General features: G+C 63.6%; 18 protein-coding genes and 1 tRNA gene. 5 read left to right on the top strand and 14 right to left on the bottom strand.

The window, feature by feature from the left end; translation table 11 throughout:
• Window positions 1-174 precede the first annotated feature (174 nt).
• From ACTU46_RS10010 to ACTU46_RS10000, 3 genes are read right to left on the bottom strand one after another with little or no spacing between them, the layout of a single operon-like run.
• The gene (locus ACTU46_RS10010; protein ID WP_443381460.1) at window positions 175-918 is read right to left on the bottom strand and encodes an SDR family oxidoreductase; all 744 of its coding nucleotides are present in this window, start codon (window positions 916-918) and stop codon (window positions 175-177) included.
• Window positions 919-959: 41 nt separating this feature from the next.
• Window positions 960-1,691 (bottom strand): SDR family oxidoreductase, encoded by a 732-nt coding sequence (locus ACTU46_RS10005; RefSeq protein WP_443381458.1) that lies wholly within the window; start codon window positions 1,689-1,691, stop codon window positions 960-962.
• A 16-nt stretch (window positions 1,692-1,707) separates the two neighbouring features.
• On the bottom strand, window positions 1,708-2,859 hold the full coding sequence (locus ACTU46_RS10000; RefSeq protein WP_443381457.1) for a cystathionine gamma-synthase: 1,152 nt from the start codon (window positions 2,857-2,859) through the stop codon (window positions 1,708-1,710).
• Between the two features lie 222 nt (window positions 2,860-3,081).
• Between ACTU46_RS10000 and ACTU46_RS09995 the strand changes: the two genes are divergently transcribed.
• On the top strand, window positions 3,082-4,092 hold the full coding sequence (locus ACTU46_RS09995; RefSeq protein WP_443381455.1) for a mechanosensitive ion channel family protein: 1,011 nt from the start codon (window positions 3,082-3,084) through the stop codon (window positions 4,090-4,092).
• An 87-nt stretch (window positions 4,093-4,179) separates the two neighbouring features.
• Window positions 4,180-4,593 (top strand): globin, encoded by a 414-nt coding sequence (locus tag ACTU46_RS09990; RefSeq protein ID WP_443381453.1) that lies wholly within the window; start codon window positions 4,180-4,182, stop codon window positions 4,591-4,593.
• Window positions 4,594-4,613: 20 nt separating this feature from the next.
• Here the strand turns inward: ACTU46_RS09990 and ald are convergent, their stop codons facing one another.
• Together ald and ACTU46_RS09980 are read right to left on the bottom strand one after the other, a co-directional pair.
• The gene (gene ald, locus ACTU46_RS09985) at window positions 4,614-5,711 is read right to left on the bottom strand and encodes an alanine dehydrogenase (RefSeq protein WP_443381452.1); all 1,098 of its coding nucleotides are present in this window, start codon (window positions 5,709-5,711) and stop codon (window positions 4,614-4,616) included.
• A 66-nt stretch (window positions 5,712-5,777) separates the two neighbouring features.
• Window positions 5,778-6,053, bottom strand: coding sequence for a 2Fe-2S iron-sulfur cluster-binding protein (locus tag ACTU46_RS09980; RefSeq protein WP_443381450.1), 276 nt, complete (start codon window positions 6,051-6,053; stop codon window positions 5,778-5,780).
• Window positions 6,054-6,114: 61 nt separating this feature from the next.
• Between ACTU46_RS09980 and chrA the strand changes: the two genes are divergently transcribed.
• Window positions 6,115-7,290, top strand: a complete 1,176-nt coding sequence (gene chrA / locus ACTU46_RS09975) for a chromate efflux transporter (RefSeq protein ID WP_443381448.1) — start codon at window positions 6,115-6,117, stop codon at window positions 7,288-7,290.
• 27 nt (window positions 7,291-7,317) lie between these two features.
• Here chrA and ACTU46_RS09970 read toward each other — a convergent pair whose 3' ends face one another.
• From ACTU46_RS09970 to ACTU46_RS09935, 8 genes are all read right to left on the bottom strand, one after another.
• On the bottom strand, window positions 7,318-7,941 hold the full coding sequence (locus tag ACTU46_RS09970; RefSeq protein WP_443381446.1) for a hypothetical protein: 624 nt from the start codon (window positions 7,939-7,941) through the stop codon (window positions 7,318-7,320).
• Window positions 7,938-8,375 carry an acyl-CoA thioesterase gene (locus tag ACTU46_RS09965; protein WP_443381444.1) on the bottom strand — a complete coding sequence of 146 codons (438 nt, stop codon included), beginning with the start codon at window positions 8,373-8,375 and terminating at the stop codon, window positions 7,938-7,940. The genes ACTU46_RS09970 and ACTU46_RS09965 overlap by 4 nt, the downstream gene beginning before the upstream one ends.
• Window positions 8,376-8,579: 204 nt before the next feature.
• Window positions 8,580-9,437 (bottom strand): shikimate dehydrogenase, encoded by an 858-nt coding sequence (locus tag ACTU46_RS09960; protein WP_443381442.1) that lies wholly within the window; start codon window positions 9,435-9,437, stop codon window positions 8,580-8,582.
• Window positions 9,438-9,476: 39 nt separating this feature from the next.
• Entirely contained in the window at window positions 9,477-11,354 is a 1,878-nt protein-coding gene (locus tag ACTU46_RS09955; protein WP_443381440.1) for a bifunctional sugar phosphate isomerase/epimerase/4-hydroxyphenylpyruvate dioxygenase family protein, read from the bottom strand.
• Window positions 11,354-12,820 (bottom strand): MFS transporter, encoded by a 1,467-nt coding sequence (locus ACTU46_RS09950; RefSeq protein ID WP_443381438.1) that lies wholly within the window; start codon window positions 12,818-12,820, stop codon window positions 11,354-11,356. The genes ACTU46_RS09955 and ACTU46_RS09950 overlap by 1 nt, the downstream gene beginning before the upstream one ends.
• Window positions 12,821-13,459: 639 nt before the next feature.
• Window positions 13,460-15,130: an energy-dependent translational throttle protein EttA gene (gene ettA, locus ACTU46_RS09945; protein ID WP_443381436.1), complete on the bottom strand. Its 1,671-nt coding sequence runs from the start codon at window positions 15,128-15,130 to the stop codon at window positions 13,460-13,462.
• A 51-nt stretch (window positions 15,131-15,181) separates the two neighbouring features.
• Window positions 15,182-15,766 (bottom strand): single-stranded DNA-binding protein, encoded by a 585-nt coding sequence (locus ACTU46_RS09940; RefSeq protein WP_443381434.1) that lies wholly within the window; start codon window positions 15,764-15,766, stop codon window positions 15,182-15,184.
• Window positions 15,767-16,011: 245 nt separating this feature from the next.
• Window positions 16,012-18,207, bottom strand: coding sequence for a cytochrome c oxidase assembly protein (locus ACTU46_RS09935; RefSeq protein WP_443381432.1), 2,196 nt, complete (start codon window positions 18,205-18,207; stop codon window positions 16,012-16,014).
• Window positions 18,208-18,356: 149 nt separating this feature from the next.
• Here ACTU46_RS09935 and ACTU46_RS09930 point away from each other — a divergent pair.
• Window positions 18,357-18,433 (top strand) — tRNA-Arg (locus ACTU46_RS09930).
• Between the two features lie 66 nt (window positions 18,434-18,499).
• Here the strand turns inward: ACTU46_RS09930 and ACTU46_RS09925 are convergent.
• Window positions 18,500-19,606, bottom strand: coding sequence for an alkene reductase (locus ACTU46_RS09925; protein WP_443381430.1), 1,107 nt, complete (start codon window positions 19,604-19,606; stop codon window positions 18,500-18,502).
• A 146-nt stretch (window positions 19,607-19,752) separates the two neighbouring features.
• On the opposite strand from ACTU46_RS09925, the gene cmrA reads away from it, so the two are divergent.
• Window positions 19,753-20,553, top strand: coding sequence for a mycolate reductase (gene cmrA / locus ACTU46_RS09920; RefSeq protein ID WP_443381429.1), 801 nt, complete (start codon window positions 19,753-19,755; stop codon window positions 20,551-20,553).
• The last annotated feature ends 42 nt before the right edge of the window (window positions 20,554-20,595 follow it).

Here is a 20,595-nt window from a genome sequence, read left to right as displayed (position 1 = left end):
GGTGGCAAAATATGTGCACGGTGGACTGAAAGTCCAGTTTTTGGTCTATTTCACCGCACCTTGCACACATTTTGCCACGCCTCATCCTGCCGGAGCACGGTGGGAATAAAGCGGTACGGAGAGCCCGCCGATAATCCGGCTCCCGGCAGAGAGTCTGCGGCCCAGCGCTCAGCGTTACTTCCGGTCCGCCAGCTCAATGCGCGGCCGTACCGCCAGATCCGTGATCTGGGTACTCGGCCCGGCAGTCACCGCGAGTCGCACCGCCCGGGCCACCTCCACCGGCTCGATATAGTGCGCGGGCTCATAACCCGCACCGGCCTCATTGTTGAGGCCCTGCAACATGGGGGTGTCCGTCGGTCCCGGCGCGATGGTGGTCACCCGCACTCCCTTGGTGGCTTGCTCCTTGCGGAGTCCATCCGCCAGTGCATAGAGGGCGTGTTTGGTGGCGGCATAGACCACATTGCCCGGGTGCGCGCCCTGACCGGCCCCGGAGTTGATGAACACCGTCAGTCCCTCGGCCCGCTGCAGGGCCGGCATCAGCTCGCGGGTCAGCTCTGCGGGAGCGAAGACATTGATCTCGAACTGCCCCCGCCAATCCAGGGGCTGCGCTGATTCCACCGTGTGGCGGTGTGCGATGGCGGCGGCGTGGACCAGCACATCCACCTGTGCCAGATCTCGGATCTTGCGGTAGGAATCATGGGGACCGCCGTGGAGCAGTCCATTGACCAGGTCGCATTCGATGGCCTCGACATTGTCGAGCTCCGCCAGTTCCGCCAGTGCCGCACGGTTGCGTCCCAGCGCGTAGACGGTGTGGTCACGGGCCAGATCGGCGACGATTTCGCGCCCCATACCACCGGTGGCCCCGGTTACTACGGCGATGCGTCCACGGTCTTCGGGTTGAGCCTCAGAATGGTTCATACCCGCGATTCTAGCCACGGCCGCGGCCGCTGTCAGGGGCTTCAGGGGCGTCGCGGGCGGATATCCAGGTGAGTGAACTGGGTGCTCTCCCCGGTGTCCGCGATCAGCCGGACGGCGCGCGCGATCTCCACCGGATCGGAATAGTACTCCGGGTGGTAGTCCGATTCACCCGCTTGCTCGACCGCTTTGCGCATCATGGCGGTATCCGTGCCGGAGGGGGCGATGGTGGCTACCCGGACATCATCCGGGGAAACCTCATCACGCAGCGCATCTGCGATCCCCCGTAGTGCGTGCTTGCTGGCTGTATAGACGGCGTGGCCGGGGTGGGCGCCCTGCTCGCAGATGGAGTTGATGAAGATGATCTGCCCCCGGGCACGGCGCAGCGCGGGTAGCAGCCGCGCGCTGAACATGGCCGGCAAGGTGGCGTTGACCGTAAATTGCAGGCGCCAGTCAGCGGCGGTAGCTTCTTCGACGGTCTTCTTCTCCATGACCCCGGCGGCATGGATCAGCAGGTCTACCTTGTCCAGGGCGAAGAGCGCCTGAAGCGGCGCGGAATCTGCGGCAGCGGCGTCGTCGAGAAGCAGGGTGAGATCCGCGGGCACCGCGGTGACCTGGGCGATCCGCTCCAGCCCCGCCAGCGCCTCGGCATTGCGGCCCAGCGCCAGGACCTCATGGTCCCGGGCCAGCTCTCTGACGATCTTCTCGCCCATGCCACCGGTTGCTCCGGTGACCACGGCGATCTTGCGCTTTGAACCAATGAGGGAATCAGCCATGGGCCCGAGCCTAGGCTCAGATCTGGTCGAGTGCGTTCTCCACGTCAGCCAGCAGATCCGCGACATCCTCGATGCCGATGGAGATGCGCACCAGATCGCGCGGGACCTCCAGCTGGGAGCCGGCGGCGGACTGGTGGGTCATGGTGGCTGGGTGCTCCACCAGGGATTCAACACCGCCGAGAGACTCCGCCAGGCAGATCAACTTGGTGGAGGTGCAGAACTTACGGGCGGCGTCCTCGCCACCGGCGAAGCGGACCGAGATCATGGCACCGAAGCGGTCCATCTGCTTCTTGGCCACCTCATGGCCGGGGTGGGAGGCCAGACCCGGGTAGAGCACCTGGGAGATCTCCGCACGGGAGTCCAGGAAGGCGGCGATCTTCTCGGCGTTATCGCAGTGTCGGTCCATGCGCACCGCCAGGGTCTTGATGCCGCGGGCGGTCAGGTAGGCATCGAAGACCGAGGGGATCGGCCCGACGCCGCCCTGCATGAAGAGCAGTTGCTCATCAACCGCGGCATCATTGGTCACCACGACACCACCGACGACATCGGAGTGCCCGCCGAGATACTTGGTGGTGGAGTGCAGCACGACATCCGCCCCCAGGCTCAGCGGACGCTGCAGGTAAGGGGAGGCGAAGGTGTTGTCCACCACGAGGCTGGCAGTCCCCTTGATCGCGGCCACCGCAGCGATATCGGTGATCGCCAGAGCCGGGTTGGAGGGGGTCTCCAGCCAGATGAGCTTGGTCTGCTCGGTGATGGCCGCCTCGACCGCCTTGGCGTCGGTGGTGTCGACAACGGTGTAGTCCACCCCCCAGGCCTTGAAGACGGAGTCGATCAGCCGCCAGGTTCCGCCATAGGCATCATGGCCGAGGATCAGGTGGTCGCCCGGCTTGAGCAGCACACGCAGCACGATATCGGTGGCGGCCATACCGGAGGAGAAGGCCTTGCCGAACTCCGCCCCTTCCAGGGCAGCGACGGTACGCTCCAACGCGGTGATGGTGGGGTTGCCCACGCGGGTGTACTCATAGCCACCGCGCAGCTCATTCAGACCGTCCTGCGCAAAGGTCGTGGAGGCATAGATCGGGGTGTTGATAGATCCGTACAGGGAATCCGGTTCATAACCTGCGTGAATGCTCTGGGTGGAAAATCCCGGGTTACCTGCGGCGCTCATGAATCTGCTGCTCCTCAACAATCAAAACTCGACCCTGCTCAGGGTCATACCATCAGCCACTCTAGACCAAGCGGTATATATTCCCCACCTCTGCGCCCGAGTTATATTCACCCCCGGGCCTCCTGCCGCTACCGGACTTACCCCTGCACAGCACCGAAAAACAGCTGGCTCACAGAAAGCGGCCAGCCATAGTCCAGAGCTTGTCCCTACACTCCGGCAGTGATGACTGAGCAACTTCCGACCCTGTACACCGCAGCCGGAGTGGCTGCCCAATCCGTGGACAACGCCACCGACTGGTGGCAACAACCCCTGACCAGGGAATGGCTCGTGGAGAAACCTGTCGAGATCATTCTCACGATCATCGTCGCGCTGATCCTGCACTGGCTGGCCCGCCGCGGCATCGAGAAGCTCGCCGACCGGAACGCGAAGACCAAACTCCGCAAGCCCAAGCTCCCGGTGAGGCTTGGCGGCCGAAAGACCCCAGCAGAGGAGATCCCGCCCCATATCGCGGCAATGAACCGGGCCCAGGAAGATCGTCGTAAAGCGCGGATCAGAACTCTGGCGGCGGTCGGCAAATCCGCTGCCGCGATTCTGATCTGGGCCTGGGCGGTGCTCTCGATACTCCAGGCCATCGACATCAATGTCGGCCCCATCCTCGCCTCTGCCGGGGTAATCGGCCTGGCCATCGGTTTCGGCGCCCAGTCGCTGGTCAAGGACTTCCTGGCCGGTGTCTTCATGCTCCTGGAGGATCAATACGGGGTCGGCGACACCGTGGACCTGGGCGAGGGCATCGTCGGCGATGTCGAGGACATCAGCCTGCGGCTGACCACGATCCGCGATATCGACGGCACCGTCTGGTACGTCCGCAACGGCGAGATCCTGCGGGTGGGCAATCTCAGCGATGACTTCTCCATCGCCCGCCTCCAGGTCCCGGTGGGGCTGTCCAATGATTCCGAAAAGGCCTGGGAGGTCATTCTCAGCTCGGTGAATGAGGGGGTCACCGCCGAGCACATCCGCGAGGGTGTGCTCGAGGAACCGGTGATGAACGGTGTCACCGATTTCCAGCCGGACCACCTCTCCTACCGGGTTTCGGTGAAAACGCTGCCGGGCCGACAGTGGGAGGTGCAGCGCTATCTGCAGGCCAAGGTGCTCAATGACATGCGCGCCAATGACATCACCACGCCCTATCCGCACGGCATCGGCAATGTCCGGCGTGAGGAGTATGACAGCTAGCGGCCGCTCCCGTGACCTGCGGCCGCACGGCCTGAACTGGAGCACAGCGACTTAGCCCTGCCGGGCGCACTGGATAGACTGGCGGCCATGACTCTCCCCTCTTCCGGTGCGCCCGGCCAACCGAGTTTCTTTGAGGCCATCGGCGGCGATGAGACCTTTTCCCGCATGGTCCACGGTTTCTATGAGCAGGTGAAAAAGGATGACCTGATCGGCCCGCTCTACCCGGACCAGGACTGGGAAGGTGCCGAACAACGGCTGAAGTGGTTCCTCGCCCAGTACTGGGGTGGCCCGCAGACCTTCTCCGCGAATCGCGGCCACCCGCGGCTGCGGATGCGCCACGTGGACTATTCCATCGGGCGGCCCGAGGCGGAGCGCTGGCTGGAGATGATGAAGATCTCCCTTGACCAGATCGAGGAGGAGACCATTCCCCCGGCTTATCGCGCAGCGATCTGGGAGCACATGGAACGCGTCGCCGCCATGCTCATCAACCGGCCGGTCTAGTACTCGCGGCGGTCCGAGTACTACTGAGCCAGCGCCAGGCCATGTGCCGTTGCCACGGCCTGGCTGCGGAGCTGACCGCCGCGGGTCATCAGCCCATCCCCCAGCCCCGGCAGCTTCTCGACGGCCGCGTCAAACCCGAGCTCCGCGACTGCACGGATAAAGGGCAGGGTTGCCGTGGTCAGCGCCCGGGTGGAGGTATTCGCCACCGCACCCGGCATATTGGGCACGCAGTAGAAGATCGTGTTCTCCACCTTGAAGGTCGGGCGCTCATGCGAGGTCGGGTGGGAGGATTCAAAACAGCCGCCCTGGTCGATCGCGACATCCACCAGTACCGCACCGGGCTTCATCTTCGCCACCAGGGTATCCGGTACCAGCACCGGAGCCTTGGCACCGGCGACCAGGACCGCACCGATCACCAGGTCGGCCTCCACCAGGGCGTCCTCCACGGTCTGTGGGGTGGACACCAGGGTGCGCACCCGCCCCTGATAGAGATCATCGAAGTGCCCCAGCACCTTCGGGTTCAGATCCATCACCGTGACCTCGGCGCGCAGCCCCACCGCCATCGCCACCGCGGAGGCACCGACTTGGCCGCCGCCGAGCACCACCACCCGACCCGCCTGAGTGCCGGGCACCCCGGGAAGTAGTACACCGCGTCCACCCATCGGGCTGAGCAGGTGGTGCGCGCCCTCCATCACCGCGAGCCGACCGGCGGTCTGGCTCATCGGGGTCAGCAGCGGCAGGCCGCCGGTGGCGTCGGTGACCGTCTCATAGGCGATGGCGGTGATGCCGGAATCCAGCAGCGCCCGGGTCACCGGCAGGGAGGCCGCCAGGTGGAGGTAGGTGAAGAGCATGAGATCCTCGCGCAGGTAACCGAACTCGCTCTCCAGCGGTTCCTTGACCTTGAGCACCAGTTCCGAATCCCGCCAGACCTGCTCGGCGGTCTCCACGAGCTCAGCACCGGCTTCGAGGTACTCCGCATCCGGCATGGCGGAGGCCTCCCCTGCTCCGGCTTCGACGAGTACCCGGTGGCCAGCCCCGACCAGGGTGCGGGCACCATCAGGGCTCAGCGCCACCCGCCCTTCATTGTTCATGAGCTCGCGGGGTATTCCGATGTGCATGGGGACTCCTTTGACGGCACGCTGTGATTTCCTTAACACTGATCCTTTCACATCCCGGGGCCCTGCTCATTCATATGCGGCCCGGTAGGGGCCCTCGCCATCCCGGATCGCCTGACACGCCAACACCTGTCCCTCCCGCTCGATCTCATACTTTCCGAGGACCTCATTCGCCAGCATGTGGGAGGGCCCACCGGCCAGGGTGAGCTGGGAGGTGCCACAGTGACCCTCCATGCACGAGTAGTACGCCGGGATGCCCGCGGCGAGCATCGCATCGAGCAGGGTCAGCTCAGCGGGCCACTCGAACTCGTATTCCACTCCGTCGACCTCTGCGATGTGTTTCATGTGCCCCAACGTAGTCTCGCTCGTCCGGCATGTCCGATATCCACCCACTAGGATCACCGTGGTGAATAGAGTCCACCTCCGTGAGGTTTTTCGTTCCTTCGGCCTGCTCGGTCTTACCTCCTTCGGTGGGCCGACCGCCCATCTGGGGTATTTCCGGGAGGAGTTCGTCCAGCGGCGCCGCTGGTTGAGCGAAAGCAGCTATGCCGAGCTCATCGCGCTCAGTCATTTCCTGCCCGGCCCCTCCTCTTCACAGGTGGGCATGGCCCTGGGTTATCACCGCGCCGGATACGCCGGAATGGCGGTGGCCTGGCTGATGTTCACCCTCCCCTCAGCGGTCCTGCTGATGCTGGCAGCCCTGCTTATCGACGCCGCGGGCATCGCCGCCGGCCAGGGCTGGATCCAGGGTCTGCTTGCTGCGGCGGTGGCCGTGGTTTTCCACGCGGTCGCCGGGATGGCCAAGACGATGGCCGCGGGAAAGATCACCGCCACCATCGCGGTGGTCAGCGCGCTGCTGGTGCTCGCGGTAGCCACCCCCTGGACGCACCTGGCGGTGATCCTGCTCGCCGGTCTCGTCGGAGCGCTGCTGATCCGGTCCGGGGACCTGGCCACGGCGGACAGCTCCGAGGGGCTCCGCGCGGTCAGCTCCCGAGCTGCCGCGATCTGCCTCGGACTTTTTGTCCTGCTCCTGGCCGGCGCACTGTTCATCGGCTCCGGCGGCACCTCCGGCTGGTTGGCCCAGGCCGCCGCTTTCGTGCAGGCAGGTGCCCTGGTCTTCGGTGGCGGCCACGTGGTGCTGCCGCTGCTGGAACAGCTGACGGTGGCGCCGGGCTGGCTCGACCAGGGTGAGTTCCTGGCCGGCTACTCCCTGGCACAGGCGGTGCCTGGCCCGATGTTCACCTTCGCCACCTATCTCGGCGCGGTGCTCAACGGAATCCCCGGCGCACTGCTGGCCACCGTGGCGATTTTCCTGCCGGCAGCACTGCTGATCATCGCGGGTCTGCACTTCTGGCACCGGTGGCGCAGCATTCCTTGGCTGCGACGGGCGTTGCAGGGAGTCAATGCCGCGGTGGTCGGCCTGCTCGCCGCCGCCTTCTATGATCCGGTGTTCACCCACGGGATCAACGGACTTCCCAGCCTGTCGATCGCCGCGGTGTGCTGGCTGGCGCTGGCGAAGTTGCAGCTGCCACCCTGGTCAGTCGCGGTGGGTGCCGCAGTGGCGGGCGGGCTGCTGCTCTGATTCGCCTGTACTAGAAAACCGGGGCGCCTAGAAGAGCGACAGCCCGGTCGAGCGGTACACGGAGCCGTAGGGGGCGTCGATACGCACCCAACGGCCGCTGACGGAGACCCGCAGGTGGCGCGGGATCTCGATGGGCGCGGCGAAACCGGGGATCAGACCCAATGCGGTGCAGGTGAAGATCATCCGCATCGAGACCTCGGCTTCGAGGCCGTTGCCGGAGACAGTGAGCACCGTCTGGTTGAGCATATTGGCCGGCGGGCCCAGCGGGCCGGAGAACTGCCGGGCCAGGGCCTGCCCCTGGTCCGCCAACTCCCGCACCACGGTCACCGGCAAGGTATCCACCAGGGCGAATCCACTGACCGGCGGGAGTGCCCCTGGCCAGTTGGGATCCCGGGGCAAGCCGATCTCGGTGGAGTCATTCTGCAACGCCTGCAGGAGCTCATGGGCACCCACCACCGCGCCGTCACGGCCGACAGTGCCGGTGGCACGACGAGAGCCCACCACCTCGAAGGGCGTGGTGACGAAGACCTCGATCTGCTCGCCGCGTTGCCGCAGTCGCGCGGAGGCGGAGGCATCCAGCCCCACGGCCCGGCCGAGCAGTGCCTGCAGGCCGGGCGAGCCTTCGCGGAGCGCCAGAGTTTCCTGAATCAATTCGCGAGCTGCTCGACGGAATCGGCGGTCTGGGTCAGGACCTTGCGCTCGGCATGGTTGAGCGCGCGCGGGCGGGAGGTGTCGGTGTCGATGGCCACCTGGACGCACTCGACGACGCAGGCCACGCGGTTCTGGCGGTCCTTGATCTCCTGTCGGGTGGTGAAGCTGGTGTTACCGAGCTCCACGACCTGGGTCTCCACAGTCAGATCGGTGGTATCAGGCAGCACCGGACGCAGGTAGTCGACGTCGAGGTGGCGGACGAAAACCGCGAAATCCATCCCCCGGGCAACGAACTCATCTTCGGCGAAAGCCAGTCGTGCCTCCTGGGCGATCTCGATGTAGCAGGCGTTCATGATGTGACCGTAGCGGTCGAAATCAGACCAGCGGACCGGGATCAACATCGTGTGGAGCGTGGAGTCTGCGGGGGCAACCATGGAGATGAGTCTCTATTCCTCTATTAGGAGCGTACGTGGATCAGTGTTTCAAGCTGACCGCGATCCCTGCAGAACAGGGCCGCGATCTCACTGTCTCGATCTTAGACGCACTCCCCGACCGCGGGGAATGCCAGTCCGTTACTTAGGGCAACGAACACAAATCAGGCACAGCCTACCCGCCATGGTCGACTTTAAGGAGTGGGGTCAGCCAAGTGAGAGGAAGGTCTCCCGCATCCGCTGCGGGTCAGCTTCCCAACCGGTGAAATGTTCAAAGGCATCCACGGCCTGATAGACCGCCATCCGTGAGCCATCCAGGGTGGCACAGCCCAGCACCCGGGCAGCCGCCAGCAGCTGGGTCTCCAGGGGCACGTAGACCACATCGCTGACCCAGTGCCGCGGGGTCAGGCACGCGGTATCGAAGGCGGTACCCGGGTGCGCGAGCATACCCATCGGGGTGGCGTTGACCACGCCATCAGCTTCCGCGATGAGCTGTTCGACGCCCTCGGCACTCACACCCTCAACCGCCTCCCGCCCGATCGCAGCGTTGATCGACGCCGCCAGCTCCTGGGCGCGGGCCAGGTCCAGATCGGCGACCAGGAGCTTCTTGACGCCGTTGCTCACCAGCGCGTAGGCCACGGCATTACCGGCGCCTCCCGCGCCGACCTGCACCACGGTGTTCTTCGCGACGTCGGCAAGCCCCTCCCGGAAGCCCCTGGCATAGCCGGTGACATCGGTGTTGTGGCCACTGAGCGTGCCTTCGGCAGAGATGACCACGGTGTTCACCGCGCCCAGCGCCCGAGCCTGCTCCGAGACCTCATCCAGCAATGGCAACACGGCCTGCTTGTGCGGGTGGGTGATGTTGAGTCCGTTGAAGCCGAGATTCTTCACCGCCTCAAGGATCTGCGGCAGCGGCATGCTGTGCAGTGTGGGGGTGGCGGTGTCCAGCCGACGGTAGACCGTGGCGGCCCCGTGGGCCAGTCCCTCCGCCTCGTGCATGGCGGGGGTCCGGGACTGGGCGATGCCATCGCCGATCAGACCGAGCAGAATGCTGTCTTTACTCATGGGGTACGCGGGTGCTTTCTGTGTTGAGGTACAGGTGTATCAGTTCGGGATACCGCGTGCACGGTCCCGTTCACTGCGGTACTGGGCAGCCAGCCGGACCGGGGCATTGGTCTCGCCCCAGCCGGCGAATCCACCGCGCCGCTCCACGACCTCAAGGAACATGGTGCCCAGGGTGCCGGTGTAGAAGTGCAGGAATTCGCCATGGGCATCTCGGTCATAGAGCAGCTCATGCTCGCGCAGAATCGCCAGGAATTCCGGGTCCAGCTGGAACCGCGCGGTGAGATCCTCGTAGTAGTTCTCCGGGACGGGCAGAAACTTCAGCCCCCGCTGGCGGGCGCGTTGCGCCACCGCCACAATATCGGTGGTGGCCAGGGCCAGGTGCTCCGGGTAGGCAGCAGCCAGGAACCTGCCCTGTTCCGCATCCTCCGGGGCCACACTGAGCAACAGTTGCACCGCGGAATTCGCCGAGCGCATCACCTGATTGCGGATCAACCCGATGGGGCTGGGGAATTCTTCATGGGCGGTGGCCTCCAGCGCCATGAGTGAGGTGTAGAACAACACCGTCTCGTCATAGTACTGCCAGGGCTGGGCCAGGTTGATGTGGTCCAGCCCATCGATCAGGGCAGGTTCGGGGGCTTCGGCCGCCCCGTGGCCGAACTCCTGCAGCCAGGCGGGATGGACCTTGTTGTCCGGGGTTTCCCCGAAGAAGATCTCGGTGCCATCCGGTGCGTAGACCCCACGCAACAACACCTCATCAGAGCCGGTTTCCCGGGAGACCGGACGCGCCTGCAGCACATGGGCCCGGGATTCAGCGGCCGCCGGGTTCTCGGTCTGGAACCCCAGGGCGGTGATCGCGGCAGGTGCGCCGGTGGGCCCCTGATCACCGATGATGATGCGGACCTGACCCTGGGTCCAGACCTGGTACTGCTCCTTAGTGCGGTGGTAACCACCGAGGGAGAAGCCCAGCTGGTGCAGCAGTTTGGTGGTCTCCCCCAGCCGACCGGTGGAGATCTCCACGAAGTCCACCATGCTCGGATCCGCGACCTCGGGAAGCGGCTGCAGCGCGAGCGTGCCGGCAGGATCTTTCACCCCGGCGGCCTGCCGGGCGCGGAAGGTCTGGTCTTCCAGCCAACGCAGGGAACGCAAGCCATCCACCGCGGTGCGGCCGACCTCAGCCTGGCGGAAGGAATCGTTGAAGATCTCCAGTGACACCGGTCCGGTGTAGCCGGCCTCGGCGAGGAAACCCATGAAACGCACCAGGTCGAAGTCACCTTCGCCGGGGAAGACCCGGTGGTGGCGCGACCAGGATAGGATGTCCATGCTGAGCTTCGGGGCGTCGGCAAGCTGCACGAAGAAGATCTTCTCCGCCGCGATCTCGGCGACACCGGCGGTATCCCAACCCCGCGAAAGAATATGGAAGGTATCCAGGCAGGTGCCCACAGCGGGGTGGTCCGCGGCGTCGACAATGCGCTGGGCATGTTCGAAATCATTGACGAACCTGCCCCAGGCCAGCGCCTCATAGGCGATCTTGACGCCATAGCGCTGGGCCAGCTCGCCAGCGGTGCTCAGCTGCTGCGCAAAGAGCTCATCATCGTCGATGGTGGCGGTGGCGACATTCGAGCACAGCAGGATGGTCTCGATGCCGAGTCGGTTCATCAGGGCAAATTTGGCTTCCAGCCGGTGCAGGTTCGCCTGGAACAGCTCCGGGTCCACTCCTTCGAAATCCCGGAAGGGTTGGAAGAGATCAAGGGTCAGCCCCAGGTCGGCCGCCCGCTGCCGGATCTGCTCCGGGGAATGGGGGGAAACCACCAGGTCCTGCTCAAAGATCTCCACCCCATCAAAACCGGCGTCTGCGGCAGCCCGCAGCTTCTCTGCCAGGGTGCCGGAGAGGCAGACTGTGGCAATTGAGGTACGCATCAGAGATTCGCCTCCTGCTGTTCTACGGGCTGGCCATCGGGTCCGATGATCAGGCTGGTGCGACGCTTCTCGGCGGTGATTCCGGCGCGGGCCAGATCGGCGGCCTCACCACGGGCGGTGTGAAGCGCATCGATCTCATTGAGGTTGAGGTTCTTGGTCTCCTTCGCGGAGATTCCCGCCAAGGCACAGAGCACGCCGATTGCAGCGACGAAGATACCGACCGTGAGCCAGTTGTCCCCTTCCGTACCGGCCAGCCAGGAGGCCAGCACTGGGGCGAAGCCGCCGGAAAGCGCGAACCCGATCTGGGTACCCAGGGCCAGGCCGGTCACCCGCACCGAGGTCGGGAACATCTCAGCGTAGAAGGCGGGCCAGACGGCGTTGGCCATGGAGTAGAGCAGGCCCGACATGAGCACACCGACAAAGAAGATGGCCAGCCAGTTACCGGAGTAGATGGCGCTGAGGTAGGCGCTCATGGCCACACCCGAACCGAGGGCACCGATGATGAACACTGGGCGACGACCGATCCGGTCCGCCAGGATGCCCGAGAGCGGGATGCTCAGCAGGGCCACCGCATTCGCGGCCACCGGGACCATCAGCATGGTGGAACGGTCCAGCCCCACGATCGAGGTGGCAAAGGACAGCGACCAGACCGTGAAGACGACATTGACGGTGTTGATCATCGCCGCACAGGCGACCCGCGCCACCGCGACCTTGTGGTAGCGGAAGAGGATGGCCAGCGGGGAAGCCTGCTTCTCGACGGCCGCGCCGGAGTTCTCGGCGAGTTCCTTCGCCTCCTGGGTCTCCTTGAATGACGGCGGCTCCTCCAGGTTGCGACGGATCAGGAAGGCGACGAGCACGACCACGGCGGAAAGCCAGAAGGGAACGCGCCAGCCCCAGGACATCAGGGCCTCCTCGCTGAGGAAGGCCGTGAAGGGGATGAACACCGCCATTGCCAGGAGGGTACCGAACTGCGTGCCGTGCAGCGTCCAGCTGGCGGTCACCGCGCGGCGATGTTCCGTGGCGTGCTCCAGGGAGACGGAGATGGCGCTGGCCTGTTCACCGGAGGCCGACAGGCCCTGGATCACGCGGCAGAACACCAGCAGCGCCGGAGCAAGGTAGCCGACCTGATCGAAAGTGGGCAGGCAGCCCACGATGAAGGTGCTGGCCCCGATGAGGAATAGACACATCATGAGCACAAACTTGCGGCCATAACGGTCCGCGAGCGGCCCCATGATCAGGGCACCCAGGGGGCGGACCACATAGGCCACACCAACGGTGGCCATGGAGGCCAGGATCGCCACACCCGGGGCGGTATCCGCCGGGAAGAAAAGGTGGTTGAGCACCAAGGCGGCGGCGGTGCCGTACACCGCAAAATCGTAGTATTCGAGCGCCGAGCCGATCCAGCTCGACAGCGCTGCCTTCTTCGGGGTCTTGACGTACCCCGAGGTCTGTTCTGCAGTTGTCATGATGTGAGTGGCTTCCTGATTCAGAGGGGATCAAAGCTGATTCTATGCCTGCCCCGGCAGGGTATCCCCACTACCTCCCAGCTCACAGGGGGTGCGAGTGGTGGTAGTCGAGAGGGATTTTGATGTGAGCCTCCTGCCGGAGGGGAATCGATCGTGATACAGAACTCACCATATGGAGCGATTCCTTCAGCTCAAAGCCGTTCACCTGACGAACATCCGCGTTTAATTTTGACACTCCTGACCAGCAGGGATCCACAACCCTGGGGTTATTGAGGGGCGGCTAGGGGTGCATACCAGGGATGCACCCCCGTTGCAGCAGTTCGACAAGGGGTGCTGCTGCAAAGTTTGGTAGAGAGTCGAGAAAGCTCAGTTTTCATCTCCTGATGGCTGCCGTATACCGACGTTCCCCGACCGTCTCGAATAGTCGGCTGGTGATCACCGCAGCTGGGTGTAGTCGACCATGAGCGAATCTCACCCCATCGCTTTAAGGAGCGAGGGCATCTGGGAATCAATCATCCAGCGGCGACTAACCCACAAGTGGATATCGCCCCTAAAATACCCGAAAGGCCCGCGCCCCACCGACAATATTCCGGTGGGGCGCGGGCCTTCAAGCAACTGGTGCGTCGGCTGGTCCAGAGACTAGCGGCTCAGCTTGCGGTGGGTGACGCGGGACGGACGGGCCGCCTCAGCGCCGAGACGCTCCACCTTGTTCTGCTCGTAGTCACCGAAGTTGCCCTCGAACCAGTACCACTGGCCCTCGGCAACGTTGCCTTCCCAGGCGAGGATGTGGGTACAGGTGCGGTCCAGGAACCAGCGGTCGTGCGAGATGACCACGGCACAGCCCGGGAACTTGATCAGGGCGTTTTCCAGGGAACCGAGAGTTTCCACGTCCAGGTCGTTGGTCGGCTCATCCAGGAGGATCAGGTTGCCGCCCTGCTTCAGGGTCAGCGCGAGGTTCAGCCGGTTGCGCTCACCACCGGAAAGCACCTTGGACCGCTTCTGCTGATCCCCACCCTTGAAACCGAAGGCCGAGAGGTAGCCACGCGAGGGCATTTCGTTCTGGCCGACGATGATGTAGTCAAGGCCATCAGAGACGGTCTCCCAGACAGTCTTTTCCGGATCCAGGTTCTCACGGTTCTGGTCCACATAAGACAGCTGGACCGTCTCGCCGACATTGACCTCACCGGCATCCGGCTCTTCGAGCCCGACGATGGTCTTGAACAGCGTGGTCTTACCCACACCGTTCGGCCCGATGACACCGACGATGCCGTTACGCGGCAGGGTGAAGGAGAGGTCCTTGATCAGGATCCGGCCATCGAAGCCCTTCTCCAGCTCACTGACCTCAACGACCTTGCTGCCTAGACGCGGCGGGGTCGGGATCTGGATTTCCTCGAAGTCCAGCTTCCTGAACTTCTCAGCCTCAGCAGCCATCTCCTCATAGCGCTCGAGGCGTGCCTTGTTCTTGGACTGGCGGGCCTTCGGGGAGGAACGGACCCAGGCAAGCTCATCCTTGAGTCGCTTCTGGAGCTTCTGGTCCTTCTTACCGGAGACCTCGAGACGCTCGGCCTTCTTCTCCAGGTAGGTGGAGTAGTTGCCCTCATAAGGGTGCAGCTTTCCGCGGTCGACCTCACAGATCCACTCTGCGACGTGATCGAGGAAGTAACGGTCGTGTGTGACGGCAAGGACGGCGCCCTTGTAGTCAGCCAGGTGCTTCTCCAGCCACAGCACGGACTCCGCGTCCAGGTGGTTGGTGGGCTCATCGAGGAGCAGCAGGTCCGGCTCGGAGAGCAGCAGCTTGGCCAGGGCCACGCGACGACGCTCACCACCGGAAAGGTGGGTGACGGGCGAATCCGAGGGCGGGCAGCGCAGTGCTTCCATCGCCTGTTCGATCTTGGAGTCGACCTCCCAGGCATCGGCGGCGTCGAGGGCTTCCTGCAGGATGCCCATCTCTTCCATCAGCTCATCGGTGTAGTCGGTGGCCATCTCTTCCGCGATAGCCTCGAAGCGCTGCTTCTTCTGGAAGATCTCGCCAAGGCCTTCCTCGACGTTGCCACGAACGGTCTTCTCCTCGTTCAACGGCGGCTCCTGAAGCAGGATGCCGACGGTGGCACCCGGATCCAGGAAAGCATCACCGTTGGAGGGCTGATCCATGCCAGCCATGATCTTCAGGATTGAAGACTTACCTGCACCGTTCGGACCGACGACGCCGATCTTGGCACCCGGGTAAAAGGACATGAAGACATTGTCCAGAATGACCTTTTCACCGATGGCCTTGCGCACGTTTCGCATCGTATAGATGAACTCGCCCATTGTTCCCCTTTTGGTTGTTGCTAATTCATCCCAAAGGGTACCTCACCACCCCTAAAAGGGAGGTTCCGTGTCACCCTCCCCGCCCTGCGATTCGGGACCGGAACCCACCCCAACACCCACCAGTTCCCGCTCAGCGCCCTCCTGGCCTGGCGAAGACTCGGCAGTCGCCCCGTCACCGGTTGCTCGATCGGCGGATTCCGGTGGCGAGATGACCTCATCCGGGGTCGGGTTATGGCGCGGGTCAGGTCGTTCGACTCCGTCCACTGTCACGCCGGCCTCCTGATTCCGAGCGGAGCTGACCACGTAGCGGTTCAAGTCCAGGCCGACGTGGTTGGCCTTGAGCAGAATCTGCTGCTTCTTCTCCCCCTTATTATCCGTCCATTCATTGGTCAACAGAGTCCCCACCGCGATGACCGGCATTCCCTGAGCCAGCGAGGTCTTGACGTTGTTGGCCAGCTGGTTCCAGCAGTCGACGGTGATGAAGAGGGAATCGGTGCTCTGCCAGTTGCCCTCGGCATCCCGGAAGGACCGGTTCGCGGCGAGCCGGAAGCGAGCCACCCGGGAGCCGTTGGACAGCTCCTTGAGGTGGATCTCCCCGGTGAGGTTTCCGGTGATGGTGGCGGGAATCTGCGGCATGATCTGCTCCTTGTTGGTTGCGTGCGTGCAGTGTGTTCGCTACTGACACCGCTGACCCTGCCACCCGCAGGAACGCTCGTCACCTGCACTGTTCCCTGGTCTGTGGACAACTTCAGTTGTCCACAAGCCCCGTCCTCCCCAGGAATTCTCGGGAACCAAACGTCGGAGGGAGCAGTCAAAGCAGAACCACCGCCCCGCGGCGATCATGCCGTGGAACGGTGGTGGGAGGGGCGTCGATAAGCGAGCTAGGACCTACCGGGGTCCTGGAACTCCTGATTGTGGTATTTCGCCTGGAGATCATCGCCGGAACTGATCTGCGCAAGCATGGCGTTATAGGCGTTGAGATCCTCATAATCATCATTCTCAGCCTTGGCGTCAATCTCCTTCTCCAGCTTCCGGTCCTCCTTGCGGAGGTTGTTGAAGAGGACCCCGAAGACGATGGCCAGCGGGAAGGAGCCCGAGGCCCAGGCGATACCGCCGCCGACCTTCTGGTCCGCCAGCAGATCAATGTCCCAGGGCAGTTCCAGGGTGGCGTAGAAGCTCTCCCCCAGAATCACATTCAGCTGCATCAGATAAACGCCGAAGAAGAGATGGAAGGGCATGGAGAAGACCAGCCAACCGAGTTTGCCCAGGGCGGCACGCTCCTCCGGCTTCGGATCAGGGCCGATCATCTCCCAGAAGTAAAGGTAGCCGGAGATCAAGAACACGAAGTTCATCAACAGGTGACCGGTGTGCTCCGAGATCATGGTCTCGTAGAAAGGGGTCATGTAGAGGATGTAGAAGATGACCACGAACTGAAGAGTGTTGACCGCCGGATGCATAATGAGCTTCAGGATGGGGTTGTTCACCGCCACCTCGGCCCACTCCCGCAGCCCCGGGCGACCCGGCGCACCAGGGGCGACAACCTCAAGCAGCAGGGTCATCGGTGCACCGAGCACCAGGAACACCGGGATCACCATCGACAGAATCATGTGCGCGACCATGTGCATGGAGAAGGTCGCCGGCATGGCCATCCCGATGCCCGAGCTCATGGTGACCCCCAGGGTGAGACAGCCCAGCAGGAACCACATGGTGCGCGAATTCTTCCAGGTCCCACCCTGGCGGCGCAGCTTGACCAGCCCCCAGATATAGGCCGCCGCCAGCAACAGGGCGATGGTGCCCAACATCAGGTCAAACCGCCACATCGTCCAGATGCTGCTCAGCGTCGGCTCCTTCGTCAGTTCCCAGCCCACCGCAATCGCCATCACGGACAGGTCAGTTTGCTCGGGAGCCGGCGGCGGGGTGCGGCCCATCGAGATGGCAACACCGGTGATTAATGCCATGACCAGCAGCTCCACGAAGGCCACCTGCAGGAAAAGACCCCGATTATTGGAATTGGCCTTGATCTTCGGAATGGTGCGCTGCCGGTGAATCAGACCGAAGAAGCCGAGCACGATGACACCGGCGGTCTTGGCCACCACCAACAGACCATAATTGCTGGTGAACCAGTCCGACCACTCAATCCGGATCGCCGCATTGATCAGCCCGGAAGCCGCCATCACGATGATCGCCACCATCGCCAGAGTTGAATAACGCTGCAGCGCCAGATCCAGATCCGGTCCCAGGCGACGACCGTGCGCCAGCAGCGCCAGCAGACCACCGATCCACAGCACCAGGAAGACCAGGTGGAAGAGGAAGGAGTTGGTGCCATAATCATGGTTACCACCGGAGGCCGAGTGCCCCTCCAAGCCGAGCGGAAGGATCATCAGGATCGCACCGGCGAAAAGCAGCGGCTGGGTGATCCACTTCCTGGTGAATAGTCCGGCCACGCCGGTGACCAGGGCGAAGATCGCCACCCACTGCCAGACCCGCGCCGCTGCCACCTGCTCGAGTGCCATGCTCCAGCCCGCGGGCTGGACCGTCACCGAAAAGGGCTGGCCCGAGACGTCGGAAAGCACCAGCGGAATCATCAGGAAGGCAATCAGACCGAAACAGATCGCCGCGATCGACCCAGTCCGGGACGCCAGGTGGCCATCGACGCTCAACGGCGCCTTCCTGAGTTGAGAATTATCGGGCTCCGAGTTCTCCCCGACCGGCACCCGCGGTGAAATCAGAAAAGCCGAGAAGAGGAAGGACCCCACGGCCAGCGAGGCGAAAATCCAGCCCGCCGCCCGGAAGAAGGGCAGTCCGGCGGTGGTGATCGGGCCGGGATCCGGCAGCCCCAACGCAGCGAGGTTGCCCGCCAAAAAGCCCCAGGAGATCAGGGTGCCGACGATCCCGGCAACCACCACGACGATCAGGTACAGCGGCCAGGTGCCGCGGACCCGGGACTTCCGGGCCGTCTGCTGCCTTGGGTTCTGTTGGGTTGGCTGCTGCGGGGTTGGATTCTGAATATCTGCCAGTTGTTGCGCTGCATCGATTCCGGCGGTGGGCCTGGAATCGGCGCCCTCGGGTTCCACCATAGGTTTCACCCTAGTGGCGCTCACCGATGAATCCCTAGCCGCGCCGAGCCTTAAGAGGCGTAGGTCACCGAGAGGTATGTGGCTCCCGGTGATTTGAGTGCGCTAAAGTGGTCTCTCGGAATGCGTTGCAGTGTTGTAACCACTCCCTGGCCCCCATAGCTCAGTGGATTAGAGCAAAAGGTTTCTACCCTTCAGGTCGCGGGTTCGAATCCTGCTGGGGGCACCAAAAAATGCAGGTCACGGGGAACTTCAGGAAGTTCCTCGTGACCTGTTTTGAGTTGTGTATGGAGCCTTAACTCTTAAGAAAGGCGGCCAGCTGCGGATAGTCCGTGTACCCGTGCTCGCCGCCATCGTAGAAGGTCTGGCCGTCTGGCTCATTGAGTTCATCACCGTTGCGCCAGCGCTCCACCAGGTCGGGGTTCGCGATGAGCAACCGTCCGACCGCCACGGCATCTGCCCCGAGGTCATCGACCAGATGCTCAGCCTCCGCCAGCTGAGTGACCTCGGTGAATCCGGTGTTCAGTATCAGCGGGATGCCCAGTTCTTCCTGGACCTGGGTGCGCACAAACTTTGCGACCTCATCGTCCAGGTCAAACTTGAGCAGGGAGATATAGGCCAACTCCAGATCTGCAATCCCGGCGAAGAGAGCCCCGTAAGTGGCCTTGATGGCTTCAGGATCTGTTTCCTCAATGCCCTGGATATTGTTCATCGGAGAGATCCGGATCGCGGTGCGCTCGGCACCGATCTCTGCAGCCACTGCCCGGACAACGTCAATGACCAGGCGAGCCCGGTTTTGTGGGGAACCGCCGAAGCTGTCATCGCGTTGGTTTGAGTTCGCGGACAAGAATTCATGCAGCAGGTAGCCATTAGCGCCGTGGATCTCCACCCCGTCGATGCCGGCATCAACTGCGCGGCGGGCTGCCGCCCGGAATTCTTCCACGATGCGCGGCAGCTCCTCGGTGTCCAGGGTGCGGGGCACCGGTGACTCATGCTTGCCGTGGTTCCAGGTGTGGGTCACGCCGCCCGTGGCGATTGCGCTCGGCGCCTCTGGAATGGCACCTCGGGTCAGCAGTGGGTGGGTGGTCCGGCCGCCGTGCATGATCTGCATGAAGATCACTCCCTCACGCTCGTGAACGGCATCAGCGACCAGCTTCCACCCAGCCTGTTGTTCTGCATTGGCGATACCGCCCTGGCCGGGGAAACTTCGGTTGTGGAACGCCGGGAACGCGCCTTCGGTGACTATCAATCCGGCTGAGGCCCGTTGCGCATAATATTCGGCATGCAAGGGGGTGGGCACGCCATCTTCTGCAGCACGTTGACGGGTCAACGGTGCCATGGTGACGCGGTTGCGCAGTTCGTGATTGCCGAACTGGACAGGTTCAAAGATTCGGGATGTCATATGACCATTCAACCGGTTCACCCTCTCCCTTATTCCCGGGTGTTTTACTGTCCCCCGCCCCTTCCCGCCCAACCTCCCACCACCCCACCGCGGCGTCGATTAGCGTGGACGGCAACGAACACCGACCGAGAAGAAGGACCCCCACCATGCCGCTCCCCATCCCCGGCGCAAATTCCCGAGCCCTGATCACCGGTGCCAGTCAGGGCATCGGCGAGGCACTGGCCCGCGATCTGGCCAAGTTCGGCCATAATCTGATCATCGTCGCCCGCCGTGAGCAGGTGCTGCAGGAGCTGGCAGATGAACTGGAACAGGCTCACGGCGTGATTGTCGATGTCCATGCCGCAGATCTTTCCCAGCCGGATGAGGTCGCCGGGTTGATCGAGGCGATCGCGGATAAGGAGATCAATATCCTGATCAACTCCGCTGGTATCGCCAGCTTCGGTCCCTTCCTCGAGCAGGACTGGACCTATGAGAAGAACCAGTTCCAGCTCAACGCGACCGCGGTTTTCGAGCTGACTCATGCGGTGTTGCCGGCCATGGTCAAGCGTGGCGAGGGCGCGATCTGCAATGTCGGTTCCGCCGCCGGCAATGTTCCGATCCCGAACAACGCCACCTATGTGTTCACCAAGGCCGGCGTCAATGCCTTCACCGAGGCGCTGCACTATGAGCTCAAGAAGACCGGGGTGCACTGCACCCTACTGGCGCCTGGCCCGGTACGGGCCAATGAGATTCCCGCGGCGGAGCAGTCCATCGTGGACAAGGTGGTGCCTGATTTCCTGTGGACCACCTACGAGTCCTGCGCTGCGGAGACCTTGGAGGCGATGTCGAAGAACAAGCGCCGGGTGGTTCCCGGGCCGCTGTCGAAGGCGATGAACACCGTCTCCTCCTACGCCCCCACCGGGTTGCTCTCCCCGGTCATGGGTTGGTTCTACGCCCGGATGAGTTAGGGAGCGCCTCTCATCCCCGGCCCCGGCCGCCGTGCCGGGGCT

It is taken from the genome of Corynebacterium sp. A21 (genome assembly GCF_052266655.1).
Lineage (GTDB): Bacteria > Actinomycetota > Actinomycetes > Mycobacteriales > Mycobacteriaceae > Corynebacterium.
Note: the sequence above shows the minus strand (reverse complement) of the source record. Positions and strands in the feature narration are given on the sequence as shown.